Raw genomic sequence first — 19,274 nt, forward strand, 5'->3', positions numbered from 1 at the left:
GCCCTGTTCGTCTTCCCGGTCGCCCAACTTCACTCCGAAAACCATACGCTGGACGAGGGCGCAGGCATTCAGGCGCTCCAACGGGACGCCTACAGAATCAGGTCATAACCGAGAAAAGATCAATGCGCGAACATTTTCGTCGCGATTTTGCGCTCGTTCCGGCCGATACTTGCGTCTGTCACGCAGTAGCGGCATTTCGGCAACATGGACATCACAACGTTGCTTGCCGACCCGGCCGCCTGGGCCGCCCTTCTTACCCTGATCGTGATGGAGGTGGTGCTCGGCATCGACAACCTCATCTTCATCTCGATCCTGACCAACAAGCTGCCCGAGCATCAGCAGCAAAAGGCCCGCCGCATCGGCATCGGGCTCGCGCTGGTGATGCGCATCCTGCTGCTGTCGATGATCTGGGTGATCGTCTCGCTCACCGCGCCGGTGTTCGATCTCGGCCTGCAGGGCGCGCCCGGCGCGCATGGCGAACCGAGCTTCGAGACGGCCTTTTCATGGCGCGACCTGATCCTGATCGCAGGCGGGCTGTTCCTCGTGTGGAAGGCGACCAAGGAAATCCACCACACGATCGACCCGGTGCCGAGCGACGACGAACTACTCGACAAGAAGCAGGTCGCGACGCTCAACTTCGGCTCGGCGATCTTCCAGATCATCCTGCTCGACATGGTGTTCTCGGTCGACTCGATCCTGACCGCGGTCGGCATGACCGACGAGATCGCGATCATGGTCACCGCCGTGATCGTCACCGTCGGCGTGATGCTCGTCGCCGCCGATCCGCTCGCCAATTTCATCAAGCGCAACCCGACGGTGGTGATGCTCGCGCTCGGTTTCCTGCTGATGATCGGCGCGGTGCTGATCGCTGACGGCTTCGGCGTGCATGTGCCCAAGGGCTATATCTACGCCGCGATGGCGTTCTCGGCACTGGTCGAATCGCTCAACATGATCGCGCGCCGCTCCAAGACGAAGCGCGACGGCGGCACGCCGCCTACGAGCCATTGAGCGTTCACACTTAAACCGCTAGGCGGGCGCATGGCCGTTTACCTGCACGAAGAAGACCTGCCCGCCGACGTGTTCGCCCCGGGCGCCGACATCGCCGTCGACACCGAGACGATGGGGCTGCTGACGCCGCGCGACCGGCTGTGCGTGGTGCAGCTGTCGGACGGCGGCGCGGACGAGCATCTCGTGCGCTTTTCGCCCGGCAGCGACTATGCCGCGCCGAACCTCAAGGCGCTGCTCGCCGACCCATCGCGGGTGAAGCTCTATCATTTCGGACGCTTCGATCTCGCTGCGATCCGTCACTATCTCGGCGTTACTGCCGCGCCGGTCTATTGCACCAAGATCGCCTCGCGGCTGGTGCGCACCTATACCGACCGCCACGGCCTCAAGGACCTGGTGCGCGAACTGCTGGGGCAGGAAATTTCGAAGCAACAGCAGTCGTCCGACTGGGGCGGCCCGGTGCTCTCCGACGCGCAGAAGGACTATGCCGCGTCGGACGTGCGCTACCTCCACGCGATGCGCGAGGAACTCGACCGCCGCCTTGCCCGCGAAGGCCGCACGGCGCTGGCCAAGGCCTGTTTCGATTTTCTGCCACATCGCGCCGAACTGGATCTCGCCGGCTGGCCGGAGGTTGACATCTTCGCGCATGCGTAAGTTGTTCGAATCCCGGCACCGGCCCGCTCCCCCACCCGGCCACCCAACGCCAGTATCCTACGGGTGGCCGGGTGGGGGAGCGGGCGGAGCGGCCAAAGGCTCCGACGATGCGAAGCATCGGTGGACAGGCAGCGGAGGGCGGTGCCGCTTCCTCGCTTGCGAGCACAAGAATGTCTGAGATCGCGGTCCAGGAACGTTCGCGCCGCAAGCACTGGGCGCGGCCGGGCGGCAGCCACGATCATATCGTGCGCACGCTGCTGATGGTGCTGCCGGCCGGAATCGGCGTGCTCGGCGCATTCCTGGTGATGGCGCCGCTGTTTATGGGCGGCGACGTGTCGTTCGTGCTCGACAAGAACAAGGTCGATGTCGCGAGCGAGCGGCTGCGCATCCAGTCGGCGCGCTATCGCGGCGCCGACGCCAAGGGCCAGCCCTTCGTGCTGCAAGCCGGGTCGGCGGTGCAGAAGAGTTCGGCCGAGCCGGTCGTCCAGCTCAGCGACCTCACCGCGGGCATCCGTTTGTCCGACGGCCCGGCCGAGGTCCGCGCCGAACGCGGCCGCTACAATATGGACAGCGAGCAGGTCGCCGTGGACGGTCCGATCGCCTTCCGCACCAGCGACGGCTATCGCCTCGACACGCGCGATTCGACGATCGACCTCAAGACCCGCCGGCTCACCGGCACGGGCAATATCGACGGCAGCACGCCGCTCGGCAACTTCCGCGGCAACAAGATGACCGCCGATCTGGACAAGCGCACGGTCCGCATCGACGGCAATGCCCGCTTGCGGATCGATCCCAAGCGCGCAAATAGGTGATCATGTCCCGCCCGCTCGCAATCGGCCTGTTCGCCGCCATCACCACCACCGCCACGCTTGCCGGTTCGGCGATGGGCCAGTCGCGTCACGATACCAGTGCGCCGATCGACTTCGCCGCGCAGAGCATCGAGCTGCAGGACCGCGCGAATCGCGCCATCCTGTCGGGCGGCGTCCGCATCACCCAGGCCAATATGACGCTGACCGCCGCGCGCGTGACGGTGAGCTATACCGGTCAGGTGATCAGCGGCTCGCCTTCGGTCTCGCGCTTCGATGCCTCGGGCGGCGTCACCGTGTCGCGGCCCGACCAGACCGCGCGCGCGCAGTATGGCGTGTACGACATCAACCGACGCGTGATCACCATGCTCGGCGGGGTCACGCTGACGCAGGGCGCCAACACCGTGAGTGGCGGGCGGCTGACGATCAATCTCGACACGGGCCGCGCCTCGATCGACGGCTCGGGGGTCGGCACCACGCGCGCGCCCGATGGCAGCGTGATCCGCTCGGGCGGCCGCGTGACCGGCCGCTTCACCGTGCCCAAGCGCGACTGATCGGCACGCGCCCCGCTCGCTTCGTCGTTTTTCGCCATGCATGAAACTTGCCAAGTGACGCGCATGCAAGGATTCGCTAACCACTTCGTGCGAGCAGGGAAGGCAATATGGCGGACATCGAGACCCTTGAACCGGTAACGGCGGCAACGGACAACCCGTCCGGGTCGGGCCTTTCCGTGGTGTCGATCGCCAAATCCTACGACAAGCGCGTCGTGCTGTCCGACGTCTCGCTCTCGGTCGGTAAGGGCGAGGTGGTCGGTCTGCTCGGCCCCAACGGCGCCGGCAAGACGACCTGCTTCTATTCGGTGATGGGGCTGGTGAAGCCGGATTCGGGCCGCATCATGCTCGACGGCGTCGATATCACGCCGCTGCCGATGTACCGCCGCGCGATCCTCGGCCTTGGCTATCTGCCGCAGGAAACCTCGATCTTCCGCGGGCTCACCGTCGCCAAGAACATCTCCGCCGTGCTCGAACTGTCCGAGCCGGACAAGACCGCGCGCGCCGGACGGCTCGAGAAATTGCTCGACGAGTTCGGCCTCACCCGGCTGCGCGACGCACCGGCGATGGCGCTATCGGGCGGCGAGCGGCGACGTGCCGAAATCGCCCGCGCGCTGGCCGCCGACCCTTCGATCATGCTGCTCGACGAGCCGTTCGCGGGCATCGACCCGATCTCGATCTCGGACATCCGCGACCTCGTCAAAGAGCTCAAGACGCGCAACATCGGCGTGCTGATCACCGACCATAATGTGCGCGAGACGCTCGATATCGTCGACCGCGCGTCGATCATCTATGACGGACGCGTGCTGTTCGCCGGCTCGCCCGCTGACCTGGTGGCGGACGCCAATGTGCGCCGCCTGTACCTTGGCGAAGGCTTCTCGCTCTAACCCATGTCACTCGCGCCACGCCTCGATCTAAGGCAGTCGCAATCACTGGTGATGACGCCGCAGTTGCAGCAGGCGATCAAGCTGCTGGCGCTGTCGAACCTCGAAATCGAGACCTTCATTGCCGAGGAGATCGAGCGCAATCCGCTGCTCGATACGAGCGGCGGCGAGGATGAGCGCGGCGCGCCCGACGCGGAACCCGAACTGCAAGCCGAGCGCGACGGGCCAGCCGATTCCAGCGAGCTGCTCGACGGCGGCGCGACGACCGGTGAACCCTCGCTGGACGTCGATTTCTCTACCGAAACCTTCCATCACGACAGCGCCTCGGATTCGATCGGCGGCCTCGATGGCGGTCTCGGCATGGGCGGAACCGGCGGCGGCGGAAGTTCGGCGGACGACGGGCCGGACTTCGACAGCTTCTCCGCCCCCGACCTCAGCCTCGCCGATCACCTGACCGCACAGGCCGGAGCGAGCATCGCCGGGCCGGACCTGTTCATCGCGCAGCACATCATCGACCAGATCGACGAAGCGGGTTACGTGACCGCGCCATTGCTCGACATGGCGACGCGGCTCGGCGTTTCGCTGGCCCGGGTCGAGGCGGTGCTGGCGATCATCCAGACCTTCGACCCGACCGGTGTCGGCGCGCGCGACCTCGCCGAATGCCTGACGCTGCAAGCGAAGGAGGCCGACCGCTACGACCCGTGCATGGCCGCGCTGATCGCCAATCTCGACCTGCTCGCGCGCGGCGAGCTGGGTCGGCTCAAGCGCATCTGCAGCGTCGATGACGAGGATATGGCGGACATGATCCGCGAGCTGCGCAACTACGATCCCAAGCCCGGCTGCCGCTATGGCGGCGAGCCGGTGCCCGCGGTCACGCCCGACATCTTCGTCGCGCCGCGCGGCCAGGGCTGGGCGGTCGAACTCAACAGCGCCACCCTGCCCCGCGTACTGGTCAACCGCGCTTATTATGCCGAGGTGTCGGCAGGCCCGCAGGACAAGTCGAGCAAGGCGTGGCTGTCCGACATGCTCGCCAGCGCCAACTGGCTGGTCAAAGCACTCGACCAGCGCCAGCGCACGATCATCAAGGTCGCGAGCGAGATCGTGAAGCAGCAGGAAGCCTTTTTCCGCAACGGCGTGTCGCATCTCAAGCCGTTGACCCTGCGGCAGATCGCCGACGCGATCGAAATGCATGAATCCACCGTCAGCCGCGTCACCTCGAACAAATATCTCAGCTGCGCGCGCGGGATGTTCGAGTTGAAATACTTCTTCACCTCGGCGATCCAGTCGTCCGAAGGCGGCGACGCGGTGTCGGCCGAAGCGGTCAAGAGCGCGATCCGCACGCTGATCCAGGCCGAGGACGCCAGGAAGATCCTGTCCGACGACACGCTGGTCGACATGCTCAACGCCAAGGGCTTCGACATCGCGCGGCGCACGGTGGCGAAATACCGCGAGGCGATGGGGATCGGCAGCTCGGTCCAGCGCCGCCGGCAAAAGGCGCTGGAGGGGGCTTAGCTCTCCGCCGGCTTGCGCAAGATCTTCGCCATCGCCTTGCCCTTGGCGAGTTCATCGATCAGCTTGTCGAGATAGCGCAGCTCACGCATCAGCGGCTCCTCGATATTCTCGACGCGAATGCCGCAAACGACGCCAGTGATCAGCGACCGCGCCGGGTTGAGCGCCGGGGCCTGCGCGAAGAAATCCTGAAACGTCGTCTTCTTCTCGAAATGATCCTCCAGCGCCGCCTGACTGTACCCGGTCAGCCAGCGGAAGATCTCATCGACCTCCGCCTTCGTGCGCCCCTTCTTCTCCGCCTTGGCGATATAGTGCGGATAGACGCTCGCGACGCTGATCGAATAGATGCGATGACCGGTCATGATGGCTCGCACTATATCCGACGATATCGCAGACCGAAATCGGCTGTTGCGGTTTCCCACATCCAGCGCCAAGCAGCGGCGATGAGCAGCATCGGCATCTATGGCAGCCAGGGGCGTATGGGCCTCGCGATCCAGGACATCCTCGCGAGCGAAGGCGTGCGCTATGCCGGCGGTGCGGACGCCAGCGACGATCCTGTGCCGGTGGCGCAGGCCGCCGACGCGCTGGTCGACTTCTCCTCGCCCGCCGCGCTCGAATCGCATCTTGCCGCGGCGCGCGCCGCGGGCACGCCGATCGTGATCGGCACGACCGGCATCAACGCGCAGCATCACGCGCTGATCGACGACGCGGCGCGCGACATCGCCGTGTTGCAGACCGGCAATACCTCGCTCGGCGTGGTGCTGCTCGCGCGGCTGGTGCGCGAAGCGGCGGCACGGCTCGGGCCGGACTGGGACATCGAGATCGTCGAGGCGCATCACCGCCACAAGCTCGACGCGCCGTCGGGCACCGCGCTGATGCTCGGCGAAGCGGCTGCGGCGGGCCGCGAGGTCGCGCTGGGCGAGGTCCGCGTGGCCGACCGCGCGGGCCTGAGCGGCGCACGCGCAGAAGGCACGATCGGCTTCGCCTCGATCCGCGGCGGCAGCATCGTTGGCGACCACCACGTGATCTTCGCCGGCGCCGGCGAGCGGATCGAGCTGGCGCATCTGGCGCAGGAACGCGCGATCTTCGCGCGCGGCGCGGTCAAGGCGGCGCTGTGGCTCGCGAAGCAGCCCGCCGGGCGCTACACCATGGATGCGGTACTCGGCCTTTGAAGAGGGGAGACGTCTTCCATTTCTTCGAGCGGCTCGCCGCGGCCAATCCGCATCCCGAGACCGAGCTCGAATCGGTCAACGACTATACCTTGCTGGTCGCGGTGGTGCTGTCGGCGCAGGCGACCGACGCCGGGGTCAACAAGGCCACCCGCCGCCTGTTCGCCGAGGTCGATACCCCCGAGAAAATGGTCGCGCTGGGCGAGGACGAGCTCAAGCAACACATCAAGACGATCGGCCTGTTCAATACCAAGGCGAAGAACGTCATCGCCCTGTCGCAGGCGCTGATCGCCGATCATGGCGGCAAGGTGCCCGCCGACCGCGACGCGCTGGAAAAGCTGCCCGGCGTCGGCCGCAAGACCGCCAATGTCGTAATGAACGTCGCGTTCGGAGCGGAGACCTTTGCGGTCGACACGCACATCTTCCGCATCGGCAACCGTACCGGCCTCGCCCCGGGCAAGACCCCGCTCGCGGTCGAGAAGCAGCTCGAGAAGAAGGTCCCCCAGCCGTTCCGCGTCCACGCGCATCACTGGCTGATCCTGCATGGCCGCTATGTCTGCAAGGCGCGCACGCCCGAATGCTGGCGCTGCATCGTTGCCGACCTGTGTGCATACAAGCCCAAAACGCCGCCGCCGAAGAACTGGAAAGACCCCGCCGTTTAGCGCTGGCGCGGCGCGTTCGCCTTTGCTAGTCGCGATCGCCACGCACCCGTAGCTCAGCTGGATAGAGTACTGCCCTCCGAAGGCAGGGGTCACAGGTTCGAATCCTGTCGGGTGCGCCATTACCCTTCTCTTTGCTTGCGAGCCGCGCCAAGGTGCGGCACCAAGCCACCCGCCGAACAGGCGGATTAATATGATAAAAGGGGGAGTGATGGCAGATCAGGAAGTGCTGGAGCGTGTCGCAAGCGATCCGCGCTACGTGCCGCTGGTGCGCGAGCGCACGCGGTTTGCCTGGACGCTGTCGGCGGTCGTGGTCGGGCTGTTCATGGCGTTCATCCTGGTCATCGCGCTCGACAAGGCGCTGCTGGCGACGCCGGTCGGCGGGCTGGTCGCGACCTGGGGCATTCCGGTGGGGCTCGGTCTCATCCTGCTCGCCATCGCCTCGATCGCGCTGTTCACGCGGCGCGCCAACCGGCGCTGGGACCCGGTGATGGCCGCCATCCTGTCGGACGCCGTCGCGAAGGATGCAGCCAAGTGAACCGCCTCTATTTCGGCCTCACCGCGCTGTTCGTGCTGATCGCCACCCCGGCGCTGGCGGATGCCCTCACCGGGCAGACCCAGCAGCAACCGCTCAACTGGATCGCGATCGCGATGTTCGCGGCCTTCGCGACGCTGACCATCTTCATCACCCGCTGGGCTGCGCGGCGCACGCGCACCGCATCGGATTTCTACACCGCGGGCGGCGGCATTTCGGGCTTCCAGAACGGGCTCGCCATCGCCGGCGACTTCATGTCGGCGGCGTCGTTCCTCGGTATTTCGGCGCAGATCTACACCGACGGCTATGACGGGCTGATCTACTCGATCGGCTTCCTGATGGGCTGGCCGATCATCTCGTTCCTGATCGCGGAAAAGCTGCGCAACCTCGGCCGTTTCACCTTTGCCGACGTCGCCTCGTTCCGCTTCGCGCAGGGGCCGGTGCGCAGCTTCGCCGCGATCAGCACCTTGCTCATCGTCGCCTTCTACCTGATCGCGCAGATGGTCGGCGCGGGGCAGCTGATCAAATTGCTGTTCGGCCTGCCCTATCCGGTCGCGGTGGTGCTCGTCGGCGTGCTGATGATCATCTACGTACTGGTCGGCGGCATGACCGCCACCACCTGGATCCAGATCTGCAAGGCGGTGATGCTGCTCGCCGGCGCGAGCTTCATCGCATTGTCGGTGCTGTGGCAGTTCGGCTTCTCGCTCGACGCCTTGTTCGCGCGCGCGGTCGAGGTGAAGACCAGCCTCGCGCTCGACAAGGGCATGGCGCCAGCCGAGGCGGCGGCGAAGGGCGCCGCGATCATGGGTCCGGGCAGCTTCATCAAGGACCCGATTTCCGCCGTTTCGTTCGGCCTCGCGTTGCTGCTCGGCACCGCCGGCCTGCCGCACATCCTGATGCGCTTCTTCACCGTTCCGGACGCCAAGGAGGCGCGCAAGTCGGTGCTATGGGCGACCACCTGGATCGGCTATTTCTATATCCTGACCTTCGTCATCGGCTTCGGCGCGATCGTGATGGTCGCGACCGATGGACGCTACCAAGACGGTGCGGGCGCGCTGCTCGGCGGGGTCAACATGGCCGCGATCCACCTCAGCCACGCGGTCGGCGGCGACCTGTTCCTCGGCTTCATTTCGGCCGTGGCGTTCGCGACGATCCTGGCGGTCGTCGCCGGGCTGACGCTGTCAGGCGCGTCGGCGGTCAGCCATGACCTTTACGCTTCGGTGTGGAAGCACGGCACGGCGACCTCCGCCGACGAGTTGCGGGTCTCGCGGATCACCACGCTGACGCTGGGCGTGGTCGCGGTGCTGCTCGGCATCCTGTTCGAGAAGCAGAATGTCGCCTTCATGGTCAGCCTCGCCTTCGCGCTGGCTGCCTCGGGCAATGTGCCCGCGCTGATCCTGTCGCTCTACTGGAAGGATTGCACCGGACGCGGCGTGATGGTCGGCGGGCTGCTCGGTCTGCTCTCGGCCTTCATCCTGACCCTGTTGTCGCCGACGGTATGGACGACGACCTTCGGGCTGGGCGACGCGCCCTTCCCTTATTCGTCGCCCGCGATCATCTCGGTGCCGCTCGGTTTCATCGGCATCTGGCTGGTGTCGCTGCTCGACCGTTCGGCCAATGCGGCGGAAGAACGCGCCCGCTTCCGCGATCAGCAGATCCAGTCGGAGACGGGGATCGGCGCCTTCGCCGCATCCGATCACTGAGGGTCCAAACTCAATTGGAACGAGGTCGAGACGGAGCGGAATTTGGTGTTGGGCTAGGAGCAAGGAGGGAGCGATGCTGAAGCATCGTGACCGACGCGCGACGACGCCCGGCGCCAAATTCCGCCCGCCGCTGCGCGGTTGCCCATGGAAGGCCGCCGAGCTGCGTCGCTTGCTTGCGCGTAGCTTCAGCTACGCGGCTGCGCCGCCCTCCTTGTCGGCGGCCTTCCATGGGCAATCGATCCTCGTTCCAATTGAGTTTGGACCCTAAGCGTCAGGCGGGAACCGGCGCGTCCTCTCGGATCAGGTCCGCCTGTCTGAGTTCGGCCCACAGGGCAGCAGGGATCGGCTGCGCCATCAGCGCAATCGCCTGATCGACCTGTGCGGCCGAGCCCATGCCCGGCACGACCGAGGCGACCTGCGGGTGCGCGAGCGGGAATTGCAGCGCCGCCGCCGCCAGCTGGACGCCATGGCGCGCGCAAATGTCCTCGATCGAGCCGACGCGCTCGACGATCTCGGGGAACGCAGGCTCGTAGTTGAAATTGGGGATCGCCCCGCCGTGGCGCACGCCCTTGGCGAGGATGCCGGAGTTGTAGGGACCGGCAATCACCAGCTGCACCCCACGCGCCGTACATCGCGGCAGCAAATCGTCGAGCGGATCCTGTTCGAGCAACGTGTAGCGGCCCGCGAGCATGATGATGTCGATGTCGCCAGCGTTCAGCATCTCGATGCAGACGGCAGTCTCGTTGACGCCAAGCCCGATCGCACGGACCGCACCTGAATCGCGCAGCTCGCGCATCGCCCGGTAGCCGCCATCGAGGAACTCGCGGAACAGCGCGGGATGCGCGTCGCCATGCGCGAAGCTGCCGATATCGTGCGCGTAGAGAATGTCGATGCGGTCGCGGCGGAGGCGCTTCAGACTGCCCTCATAGGAGCGCATCACGGCATCGTAGCTGTAATCGAACACGCTCTCATAGGGCTCGGGCGACACGAATGCCTGGCGCACAGCCGACAAATCGGCATCGGGCCGCGGAGCGAGGCGGCGGCCCACCTTGGTCGAGATTATCGCAGTCTGCGCGGCGTCGAGCTCGGCCAGCGCGGCCCCCAGCCGCTTTTCGCTCAGGCCGAAGCCATAATGCGGCGCAGTGTCGAAATAGCGGATACCGGCGTCCCATGCCCGCTCGACCACCGTGCGTGCCTGATCGTCGGGGACCTCGCGATAGAGATTGCCGATCGACGCCGCGCCGAAGGCGAGATCGCCCAGTTGCATCATGCCCGCACCCGCACGTCGCCGATCGCGATTCCGCTGCTGTCCTTTGCCGATACCGCGGCGTCGCGCGGCTTGCTCGACATGAGGCCATCGATCAGCGCGCCCTGCACATTACGCAGCGCGATGGTCGGCCGCGCATCGGCCTTCTCGACCGCAAAGCTGCAATCCCTGACCGTCAGCCGCTTTGCATGCCGCGCCCACAGGCCATGCGCCGGAAGGGTCTTGAGATAGCCGACCTCAAGGCTCGTCTCACGGCGATATTCGGGGTCGCGCGCCACGTCCGCCGCCGTACCACCGCCAGCCGAGGTCACGTCGACGCCACGGAAGGTCACGTCCTCGACCGGTCCGTCGGCGATTCCCTCGACCCCGCAGGGATAGCGCGGATCGACGCCCGAGGCCTGCACATCGTCGAACCGCACGCGGCGGATCTTGCCGACCGGCGTTCCCCTGGGCGCGCGCATCCGTGCGCCATGGTGGACGAACAGCGGCGCGTTGACCGGATCACGCAGCGTGATCCCGCTCACCACCACATCCTCCATCGTCCCGCCGTCGACGATGCCGACAAGGATGCCGCGGCTGTTGGTGCAGATACAGTCGCTGATGCGGACATTGCGGAACCCGCCGACCGTCTCGGTTCCCATCTTGATCCGCCCCAGCACGCCGCCGCCCTCGATATTGTAATCGGACTTGCGATAGCTGCCGTCGAGCAGCGACCCCATCAGATAGCCGCTGGTCTTGCACCCCTGCACCAATATGTCCTCGCAGATCACCGGCCGGCCGAGCGCATAGCTGCTCTTGAGCACGATCGCGTCATCCTTGGGCGCGTTGACGGTGCAGTTGGTGACGCGCACGTCACGGCAGCAATCGACATCGATCCCGTCGCGGTCGGTGTCGATCACCACATTGTCGATGGCCATATTGGTGCAGCCATGCGCGATGATGCCGAAATGCCCGCCCTGCAGGATGGTGAAATCGCGCAGTTGCACGTTGCGGCAATCGCGCAGGCCGATCGCGCGGTTGCCGCGCCCGACCATCGCCGCCTCCTTGGGATTGCGCAGCACCAGTTCCCTGGGGCTGATCCCCAGCGCCATCGCCGACTGGAAATTCTCATGCTTCCACCAGCGGTCGTTCGGCCCGTCGCGATCGAGGCCCACACCGTGCAGCATGCCCGGGCCGATCACCCCGATATTCGACGCGCCATCGGCATAGATCAGGCTGTTGTGGACATGCGTGATCCCGAAGTCCTGGAACTGCTCTTCCATATAGTTTTCGGGCGGATCGTAGTTGCGGCCATGCGTGTCGGGGTCGGCCGCCTCGATCACTGCGCCTGCGGACAGCGCCAGCGTGATGTTGTCGACCAGCCGAATCGAGAAACTGAGATAGCGACCCGGCGGCACGAGCACGACGCCCCCGCCGCGCTTCGCCGCGGCCTTGATCGCGCGATTGATCGCCGGGCTGTCGATCGCCTTGCCATCGCCGCGCGCGCCGTGCTGACGAACATTCTCGACACCGCCGCCGGTCAGCGCCGATTGCGCAGCCGCCGGACTGCCGAGCAGCAATGCGAGGAGTCCGAGGGTGGAGCGCCGATCAAGGCTTGCATGAGGCTCAAACATAATTCATCATACGAATGTTCGCGAGCATGTCCATGCCGCATTACCCCTTGGGAGAGTATGATGGGCCGTCTGGAAGGCAAGATCGCACTGGTGACCGCTGCGGGCCAGGGCATCGGCCGGGCCACCGCCGAAGCATTCGTGCGCGAAGGCGCCCGGGTGATCGCCACCGACGTCCGCGCCGAGGCGCTCGAGGGTCTCGAAGGCGCCGAAACGCGCGAACTCGACGTGACCGACAAGGACGCGGTGAAGACGATCGCTGCCGACTATCCCGAGCTCAACGTGCTCTACAATTGCGCGGGCGTCGTCCATGCCGGCACGATCCTCGATTGCGAAGAAGACCAGTGGGACTTCGCCTATTCGCTTAACGTCACCGCGCAATATCGCATGATCCGCGCCGTGCTGCCCAACATGATCGCGCGCGGCGGGGGCTCGATCATCAACATGTCCTCGGTCTGCTCCAGCATCAAGGCGGTGCCCAACCGCTTCGCCTATGGCGCGACCAAGGCCGCGGTGATCGGGATCACCAAGTCGGTCGCGATCGATTATGTGACCAGCGGCATCCGCTGCAACGCGATCTGCCCCGGCACGGTCGAGACGCCGTCGCTGATCCAGCGGCTGCACGACACCGGCGATTTCGAGAAAGCCTATGCCGAATTCACCGCGCGCCAGGCGATGGGCCGCTTCGGCCGCCCGAGCGAGCTGGCGGCGCTCGCCGTCTATCTCGCCTCGGACGAGAGCGCCTTCACCACCGGCACCGTCAACGTGATCGACGGCGGCTGGGTGAACTGACAAGATCGAACTGGAGAGGGTAGAAATGATCGCACGGACGCTGGCGCTGGCCGCCGCGCTGCTGAGCGCTTCCACTGCGATGGCGCAGGTGACGGTGCATGTCGCGCCCGCCGGCGACGACCGCAATCCGGGCACCCAGGCGAAACCCGTCCGCAGCCTCGAACGCGCGCAGGCGCTGGTCCGCGCGAAGAACGCCAGGGACGACGTCACCGTCATCCTCGCCGACGGCAGCTACAAGCTGACCGCCCCGCTGATCTTCCGCCGCGCCGATGGCGGCCTCAATGGCCGGAAGGTCGAATGGCGCGCGGCCGATGGCGCCAAGCCGGTCATTTCCTCCGGCATCGAAGTCGCCGGCTTTACGCTCCACGACGAGAAGGAGCGCATCTACGTCGCCGCCACCCCCAAGGGTCTCGACACCCGCCAGATCTGGGTCAACGGCACCGTCGCCGAACGCCCGTGGATCGAGCTCAGATCCTCCGACGTGAAGTTCGGCGCCAGCGGCTTCGAGATCACCAACCCCAAATACGCTTATATCGGCAAGCTCGCCCGCCCCGACCGGCTCGAGCTGGAAGCGACTGGCTTCTTCACCGACCGCTATTCGCCGGTGAAGTCGATCGACGGCACGCGCATCACGATGCAGCAGCCGGCCTGGGACAACAACACATGGGGCTATGACACGATCAGCAAGCCGATCTTCCCCGAGGATTCGCGCCTGTTTCTGGTCAACGCGCTGGAGTTCATCGGCAAGACCAACGACTGGCACGCGCGCTATCACCAGTGGGTGATCGATCCGCAGGCGGGCAAGCTCTACCTTCGCACCGGCATCGACGAGGACATCAGGGACCTCAAGGTCGTCGTCCCTACGCTCGAAACATTGGTCTCGATCAGCGGCACCCCTGCCGCGCCGGTCGAGCGCCTCACCTTCCGCGGCCTGACCTTCGCGCACAGTTCCTGGATGGGGCCGAGCAAACCGACTGGCTATGCCAATCAGCAGAGCGGCTCCTACCTCAGCGACGCCTCCCCGATCCGACCCAAGGACGCATGGGAAAAGTGCGGCTGGGGCTGTGTCGAGTTCGAATCGATGCGCCTCAAATGGCACCAGATGCCCGCCGCGGTGCAGGTTTCCGCCGCGCGTGACGTGACGTTCGAAGGCAACGAGTTCACCCAACTCGGCCAGATCGCGCTCGGCATCGGCAACGAGCCCCACGCTCATCTGACCGGCATCGGCCTCGCCACCAGCAACATCCGCGTCGCACGCAACCGCTTCAGCACGCTCTCGGGCGGGGCGATCATGGCCGGCGGCGTCCGCACCGACGCGCATCATCCGGCCGACCCCAACCTCATCAACCGCAACCTGGTGATCGAGGACAACACCGTCGTCACCGTCAGCCAGGACTATAAGGACAACGCCGCGATCCTCACGACGTACATCGACGGCGCGAAGATCCTGCACAACGACATCAGCGACGCCCCCTATGACGCGATCGCGGTCGGCTGGGGCTGGGGCTATAACGACGCCGGCGGCAACCCGAATTACGACGAGAACGCCAAGGGCTATGTCCACAACCCGAAGTTCACGACGCCCACCACGCTGCGCAACACGCTGGTCGAGGGCAACCGCATCCATGGCGTGAAGCTGTGGTACGAGGATGGCGGCGCGATCTACAATCTGTCGGCCAATCCCAATTCGGTGATCCGCAACAACCACATCTTCGACATCTCGAACCGCATCGCGATCTATCTCGACGAAGGTAGCAAGCACTTCACCGTGACCGGCAACGTCGTCGAGACCGGCGGCAAGTGGCTCAACATCAACACTGCCGGCAAGATGTATGCGCGCAAGATCTCGACCGACAACCGCGCGTCCGGCAACTGGCACAATTCGATGTCGACCGGCGGACGCTGGCTGCCCGAGATCGGCAATGACGCGCGCGGCAATTTCCTGGTCCCCGACCGCAACTGGCCGGCCGAGGCGCGCAAGGTGATCGAGGCCGCAGGGCCGAGGAAGTAGCCCGGTGATCCTGCGCAACCTGATCGCCCTCGCCGCGCTGGCTGCGCAAGTCACGCCCTACACCCCGCCACCGCGCGACCCGCGCAACTGGCCGACGCCGGTGATGGATTCCGTACCGCCAGCACTGCCCAGGCTGCGGCCCGGCGCGGTGCTGGTCCTCTCCAAGACCAACGGCTTCCGCGACCCCCAGCAGATCGCCGCCGCGAAGACCGTCCTGACGACGCTCGTCCGCAGCCAGAGCCGCGACGTGTTCGAGACCGAGAACGCTGCGATCGTCAATCCGCAAGACCTCGCCCGCTTTTCGGCGATCGTGTTCAACTCGACGAGCGGCGACATCTTCACCCCCGCCCAGCGCGCCGCGTTCAGATCGTGGGTCGAGCGCGGCGGTGGCGTGGTGCTGCTCCACGGCGCGGGCGGCGATCCCGACTATGCCTGGCGCTGGTGGCCCGAAACGCTGATCGGCGCGCAGTTCATCGGCCATACCGGCCGCCCCAAACAGTTCCAGCAGGCGACGATCGAAGTGGATCGCAGCCATCCAGCGACGCGAAGCCTCCCCGCCAAATGGGTGCGAACTGAGGAATGGTATTCGTTCGACCGTATCCCCACCGGCCACGGCACCCGCATCCTCGCGACGGTCGATGAGACGAGCTACGATCCCTTCCCCGAACGCGTGCGCATGGGCAAGCCGCACCCGATCGTCTGGGCTCGGTGCATCGGCCGCGGGCGCATGTTCTTCTCGTCGCTCGGCCACAAGGCGGAAACCTATGCCGAGCCGCTGCATCAGACATTGATCGCCGGCGCGATCCGCTGGGCAGTGCGGCGCGAAGCCAGGGGCTGCGGGAGATGACGATGAAGCGGATCAACCGGCGGCACGTCCTGCAAGGCGCGGGCGTCGCCGGCGCCACGCTCGTCGCCGCCGCCGCCGCGCTCGCCCCCGGTGCACTCGACGTCACCGGGCTGAAGGCACAAGGCCTGACCAATCCGATCGGAATCGACGACCGCGCCCCGCATCTGTCGTGGCGCCTCGAAAGCCGCGACCGAAATGTCTGCCAGACACATTACCGGATCGAGGCCGCCAGCACCCTCGAATTGCTCCGTGCCGGCCAGCCAGACCTGTGGGACAGCGGCGAAGTCGCCAGCGCCGCATCGCTCGACATCCCCTATGCCGGCAAGCCGCTCACCTCGCGCCGCATCGTCCATTGGCGAGTCACCGTCCGCGACGCGCGCGGCCGCGCCGCCACCAGCCAGCCCGCGCGCTGGGAAATGGCGCTGCTCGACCGCGGCGACTGGCAAGCCCGATGGATCGCCGCCGAGACACCGCTCGCGAAAGCCGATCGCGAAGCCGGCTTGCTGTGGGTCCGCGGCGACCGCTCAAAGGACAAGACCCCCCGCTATTTCCGCCTCGCCTTCGACCTGCCCAAGGCCGGGCCGGTGACCCTCATCTCGGTCTGCAACTTCCCCGCCACGCTCTGGATCGATGGCGAACAAATCCACCGCGGCCCCAATCGCGACACGCGCTCGGGCTCCGAGCCGCCTGCCGTCACCACGCACGACCTGCCCGCCGGTCGCCACGTGATCGCCGTCGCGGTCAAGGACCCGCGCGGCTTCAACGAGCGCAAGCTGAAGGAATGCGCGACGGCGCTGCTGGTCCGCGCTGGCGACCGGCACATCACCACCAGCGGCGCGCGCACCACGCTCAATGCGCCCCAAGGCTGGCAGGCCACCGCATTTAACGACAGCCAATGGCCGCTCGCCGAGCCCAGCAAATACCAGCTCCAGGCCTTTCCCGGCTGCGGCGCCTTCCTCCTCCGGCGCGACTTCACCGCGTCCAAACCCATTGCCCGCGCCCGCCTCTATGCCACCTCGCTCGGCGCGTTCGAGGCGGAGATCAACGGCCGCCGCGTCGGCGACGCGCTGCTGACGCCGGAGAGCACCGACTATCGCGATACCGTCCTCTACCGCGCCTATGACGTGACCGCGCTGCTGCGTCCCGGCGCGAACGCGATCGGCGCCATGGTCACCGATGGCTGGTATGGCAGCTTCCACGGCCTCGCCGGCCGCTTCGCCTTCGGCCCGCCGCCGCTGCGGCTCATTGCCCAACTTGAGCTGACCTATATCGACGGCTCCACCCAGATCGTCGCCACCGACGACAATTGGCGCCTGTCCGAAGCCGCCCCGGTGGTGAAGGCCGAAATCTACTATGGCGAGGACTATGACGCCCGCCGCGAGCAACGCGGCTGGTCGTCGCCCGGCTTCGACCCCAGCGGCTGGCGCCCCGCTCAGATCGGCGCCGCCCCGCCATGCGAGGTCAAGGCGAACGCCGGCCCGCCGCTCCGCCGCGTCCGCACCGTGCCGCTCAAGTCGGTCAGGCAGGTCGGCCCGGACGCCTACACGCTCGACTTCGGCCAGAATTTCGCCGGCTGGATCCGCATCAAGGCAAAGGGCGAGGCAGGGCGCAAGCTCACCCTGCGCTTCGCCGAAATCCTGAACCCCGACGGCAGCGTCAGCCGCAAGAATCTGCGCACCGCCGAAGCCACCAACAGCTACACCTTCCGCGGCGATGCCCCCCCCGAAAGCTACGAACCCCGCTTCACCTATTTCGGCTTCCGCTATGCCGAACTGACCGGCCTCGGCCGCGCGCCGACCGCCGACGAGTTCGAAGGCGTCGTCGTCTCCAGCGACCTCGGCGAGACAAGCCTGCTGCGCGTCGATGACCCGATCATCACCGGCCTGTGGCGCAACACGCTGTGGAGCCAGCGCAGCAACTTCTTCGGTATCCCGACCGATTGCCCGCAGCGCGACGAGCGGCTTGGCTGGACCGGCGACGCGATGGTGTTCTGGGACGCCGCCGCGTTCAACATGGACGTCGCCGCCTTCACTCGCCGCTATCTGCGCGACATGCGCGACGCGCAGGGACCGAAAGGCGAATATCCCGACTATGCCCCCTCGGGCTGGCGCGACTATTCGAACGGCACCTCGCCCGGCTGGGCCGATGCCGGGGTGATCCTGCCCTGGACGGTGTGGCAGCGCTATGGCGACACCGCGATCATCGGTGAACATTGGGCGTCGATGACCCGCTATCTCGACTATCTCCGCGCCAACAATCCCGACCTGGTCTGGCGGACCAAGCGCGGCTATGACTATGGCGACTGGGTCGCGTTCGACGCGAAGGAAGCGGGCGACGAAACCACGCCCAAGGCTCTGATCGCCACCGCGATGTGGCAGCGGTCCGCCGCGAAGCTCGCCGACATGGCGGCCGCCACCGGCCGCACCGCCGACGCGAAGACCTATGCCGCACTGGCCGCCGATATCGCCCGCGCCTTCCAGCGTGAGTTCGTCCGCTCCGACGGCAGCGTCGGCAACGGCTCGCATTGCGGCTACATTCTCGCGCTGCATTTCGGGCTGGTGCCGGACAAGCTGCGCAGCGCCGCTGCAACCAGGCTCGCCGCCGATATCCGCCGCCGCGGCACGCTGATCTCGACCGGTTTCCTCGGCACCCCCTTCAGCCTCGACGCGCTCGCCGACACTGGCCACGCCAGCCTCGTCTACGACTTGCTGTTGCGCACCGAACTCCCCTCCTGGGGCCATATGATCAAGGCCGGCGCGACCACGATCTGGGAGCGCTGGAACGCCGACACCAGCAATGCTGAGATGAACTCGTACAATCACTATGCGCTCGGCGCGGTGAACGGCTTCGTCTTCCGCCGCATCGCCGGGATCGACCCGCTCGCGCCCGGCTTCGCCCGCTGGCGCTTCGATCCGGTGCTCGATCCGCGCGTACCCACGGGCGGCGCACGCTACGACAGCGCGATGGGGCGGATCGAGACCGCGTGGGCGCTTCGCCCCGATGGCAGCTTCACCGCGCAGCTTCATGTGCCGGCCAACACGATCGCCGAACTCCACCTCCCCGCCACGTCTCCCGATCGCGTGCGCGAAAGCGGGCAGCCACTCGCACGACGAACCGGGATCGCCATTCAGGGCATCCGAAACGGTCGCCTCGTGATCGAAGCAGGCTCCGGCAATTATCGTTTCGACACCGCCTGACCGGATCGCGCTAACACACGTCAAGACCGGGAACCCTTGCCCCTTCTCCTATGTTTTCCAGGCCAATAGGAGATA

At 66.4% G+C, this 19,274-nt stretch carries 18 protein-coding genes and 1 tRNA gene; 16 read left to right on the forward strand and 3 right to left on the reverse strand.

Going from position 1 to position 19,274, the window contains the following annotated elements; genetic code table 11:
• Positions 1-204: 204 nt before the first annotated feature.
• The 6 genes from M9978_RS03295 to rpoN all read left to right on the forward strand — a co-directional run bounded on the left by M9978_RS03295 (position 205) and on the right by rpoN (position 5,412).
• The gene (locus tag M9978_RS03295) at positions 205-1,008 is read left to right on the forward strand and encodes a TerC family protein (protein WP_254291432.1); all 804 of its coding nucleotides are present in this window, start codon (positions 205-207) and stop codon (positions 1,006-1,008) included.
• Positions 1,009-1,038: 30 nt separating this feature from the next.
• On the forward strand, positions 1,039-1,659 hold the full coding sequence (locus M9978_RS03300; RefSeq protein WP_254291433.1) for a ribonuclease D: 621 nt from the start codon (positions 1,039-1,041) through the stop codon (positions 1,657-1,659).
• A 170-nt stretch (positions 1,660-1,829) separates the two neighbouring features.
• On the forward strand, positions 1,830-2,471 hold the full coding sequence (lptC, locus tag M9978_RS03305) for an LPS export ABC transporter periplasmic protein LptC (RefSeq protein ID WP_254291434.1): 642 nt from the start codon (positions 1,830-1,832) through the stop codon (positions 2,469-2,471).
• A 2-nt stretch (positions 2,472-2,473) separates the two neighbouring features.
• Complete coding sequence (locus M9978_RS03310) at positions 2,474-3,019, forward strand: LptA/OstA family protein (protein ID WP_254291435.1); 546 nt, start codon at positions 2,474-2,476, stop codon at positions 3,017-3,019.
• A 107-nt stretch (positions 3,020-3,126) separates the two neighbouring features.
• On the forward strand, positions 3,127-3,903 hold the full coding sequence (gene lptB, locus M9978_RS03315; protein WP_254291436.1) for an LPS export ABC transporter ATP-binding protein: 777 nt from the start codon (positions 3,127-3,129) through the stop codon (positions 3,901-3,903).
• 3 nt (positions 3,904-3,906) lie between these two features.
• The gene (rpoN, locus tag M9978_RS03320; protein ID WP_254291437.1) at positions 3,907-5,412 is read left to right on the forward strand and encodes an RNA polymerase factor sigma-54; all 1,506 of its coding nucleotides are present in this window, start codon (positions 3,907-3,909) and stop codon (positions 5,410-5,412) included.
• Here rpoN and M9978_RS03325 read toward each other — a convergent pair.
• Entirely contained in the window at positions 5,409-5,771 is a 363-nt protein-coding gene (locus tag M9978_RS03325; RefSeq protein WP_254291438.1) for a DUF2200 domain-containing protein, read from the reverse strand. The genes rpoN and M9978_RS03325 overlap by 4 nt on opposite strands.
• 81 nt (positions 5,772-5,852) lie before the next feature.
• Here M9978_RS03325 and dapB point away from each other — a divergent pair, with 81 nt between their 5' ends.
• The 6 genes from dapB (at position 5,853) to M9978_RS03355 (ending at position 9,743) form a co-directional block, all read left to right on the forward strand.
• A complete protein-coding gene (dapB, locus tag M9978_RS03330) occupies positions 5,853-6,581 on the forward strand; it encodes a 4-hydroxy-tetrahydrodipicolinate reductase (RefSeq protein WP_254291439.1) in 729 nt (242 codons plus the stop codon).
• Positions 6,578-7,240, forward strand: a complete 663-nt coding sequence (gene nth / locus M9978_RS03335) for an endonuclease III (protein ID WP_254291440.1) — start codon at positions 6,578-6,580, stop codon at positions 7,238-7,240. Before dapB ends, nth begins: the two co-directional genes overlap by 4 nt.
• 42 nt (positions 7,241-7,282) lie before the next feature.
• Positions 7,283-7,359, forward strand: a tRNA-Arg gene (locus M9978_RS03340).
• Between the two features lie 89 nt (positions 7,360-7,448).
• Positions 7,449-7,775 carry a DUF485 domain-containing protein gene (locus tag M9978_RS03345; RefSeq protein ID WP_254291441.1) on the forward strand — a complete coding sequence of 109 codons (327 nt, stop codon included), beginning with the start codon at positions 7,449-7,451 and terminating at the stop codon, positions 7,773-7,775.
• Complete coding sequence (locus M9978_RS03350; RefSeq protein ID WP_254291442.1) at positions 7,772-9,475, forward strand: cation acetate symporter; 1,704 nt, start codon at positions 7,772-7,774, stop codon at positions 9,473-9,475. The genes M9978_RS03345 and M9978_RS03350 overlap by 4 nt, the downstream gene beginning before the upstream one ends.
• A 73-nt stretch (positions 9,476-9,548) precedes the next feature.
• Positions 9,549-9,743 carry a hypothetical protein gene (locus M9978_RS03355; RefSeq protein ID WP_254291443.1) on the forward strand — a complete coding sequence of 65 codons (195 nt, stop codon included), beginning with the start codon at positions 9,549-9,551 and terminating at the stop codon, positions 9,741-9,743.
• Positions 9,744-9,746: 3 nt separating this feature from the next.
• On the opposite strand, the gene M9978_RS03360 is transcribed toward M9978_RS03355, so the two are convergent.
• Both M9978_RS03360 and M9978_RS03365 read right to left on the reverse strand, forming a co-directional pair.
• Complete coding sequence (locus M9978_RS03360; protein ID WP_254291444.1) at positions 9,747-10,745, reverse strand: aldo/keto reductase; 999 nt, start codon at positions 10,743-10,745, stop codon at positions 9,747-9,749.
• Positions 10,742-12,301, reverse strand: a complete 1,560-nt coding sequence (locus tag M9978_RS03365; protein WP_254291445.1) for a rhamnogalacturonidase — start codon at positions 12,299-12,301, stop codon at positions 10,742-10,744. Before M9978_RS03365 ends, M9978_RS03360 begins: the two co-directional genes overlap by 4 nt.
• A gap of 114 nt (positions 12,302-12,415) precedes the next feature.
• Between M9978_RS03365 and M9978_RS03370 the strand changes: the two genes are divergently transcribed.
• The 4 genes from M9978_RS03370 to M9978_RS03385 are packed head-to-tail and all read left to right on the forward strand — an operon-like array spanning position 12,416 to position 19,199.
• On the forward strand, positions 12,416-13,144 hold the full coding sequence (locus M9978_RS03370) for an SDR family oxidoreductase (RefSeq protein WP_254291446.1): 729 nt from the start codon (positions 12,416-12,418) through the stop codon (positions 13,142-13,144).
• Between the two features lie 25 nt (positions 13,145-13,169).
• Positions 13,170-15,155, forward strand: a complete 1,986-nt coding sequence (locus M9978_RS03375; RefSeq protein ID WP_254291447.1) for a right-handed parallel beta-helix repeat-containing protein — start codon at positions 13,170-13,172, stop codon at positions 15,153-15,155.
• Between the two features lie 4 nt (positions 15,156-15,159).
• Positions 15,160-16,002, forward strand: a complete 843-nt coding sequence (locus M9978_RS03380) for a ThuA domain-containing protein (protein WP_254291448.1) — start codon at positions 15,160-15,162, stop codon at positions 16,000-16,002.
• Positions 16,003-16,004: 2 nt separating this feature from the next.
• Entirely contained in the window at positions 16,005-19,199 is a 3,195-nt protein-coding gene (locus tag M9978_RS03385) for an alpha-L-rhamnosidase (RefSeq protein WP_254291449.1), read from the forward strand.
• Positions 19,200-19,274: the final 75 nt, after the last annotated feature.

The organism is Sphingomonas tagetis (assembly GCF_024211275.1).
In the GTDB taxonomy this organism is placed as follows: Bacteria; Pseudomonadota; Alphaproteobacteria; order Sphingomonadales; family Sphingomonadaceae; genus Sphingomonas; species Sphingomonas tagetis.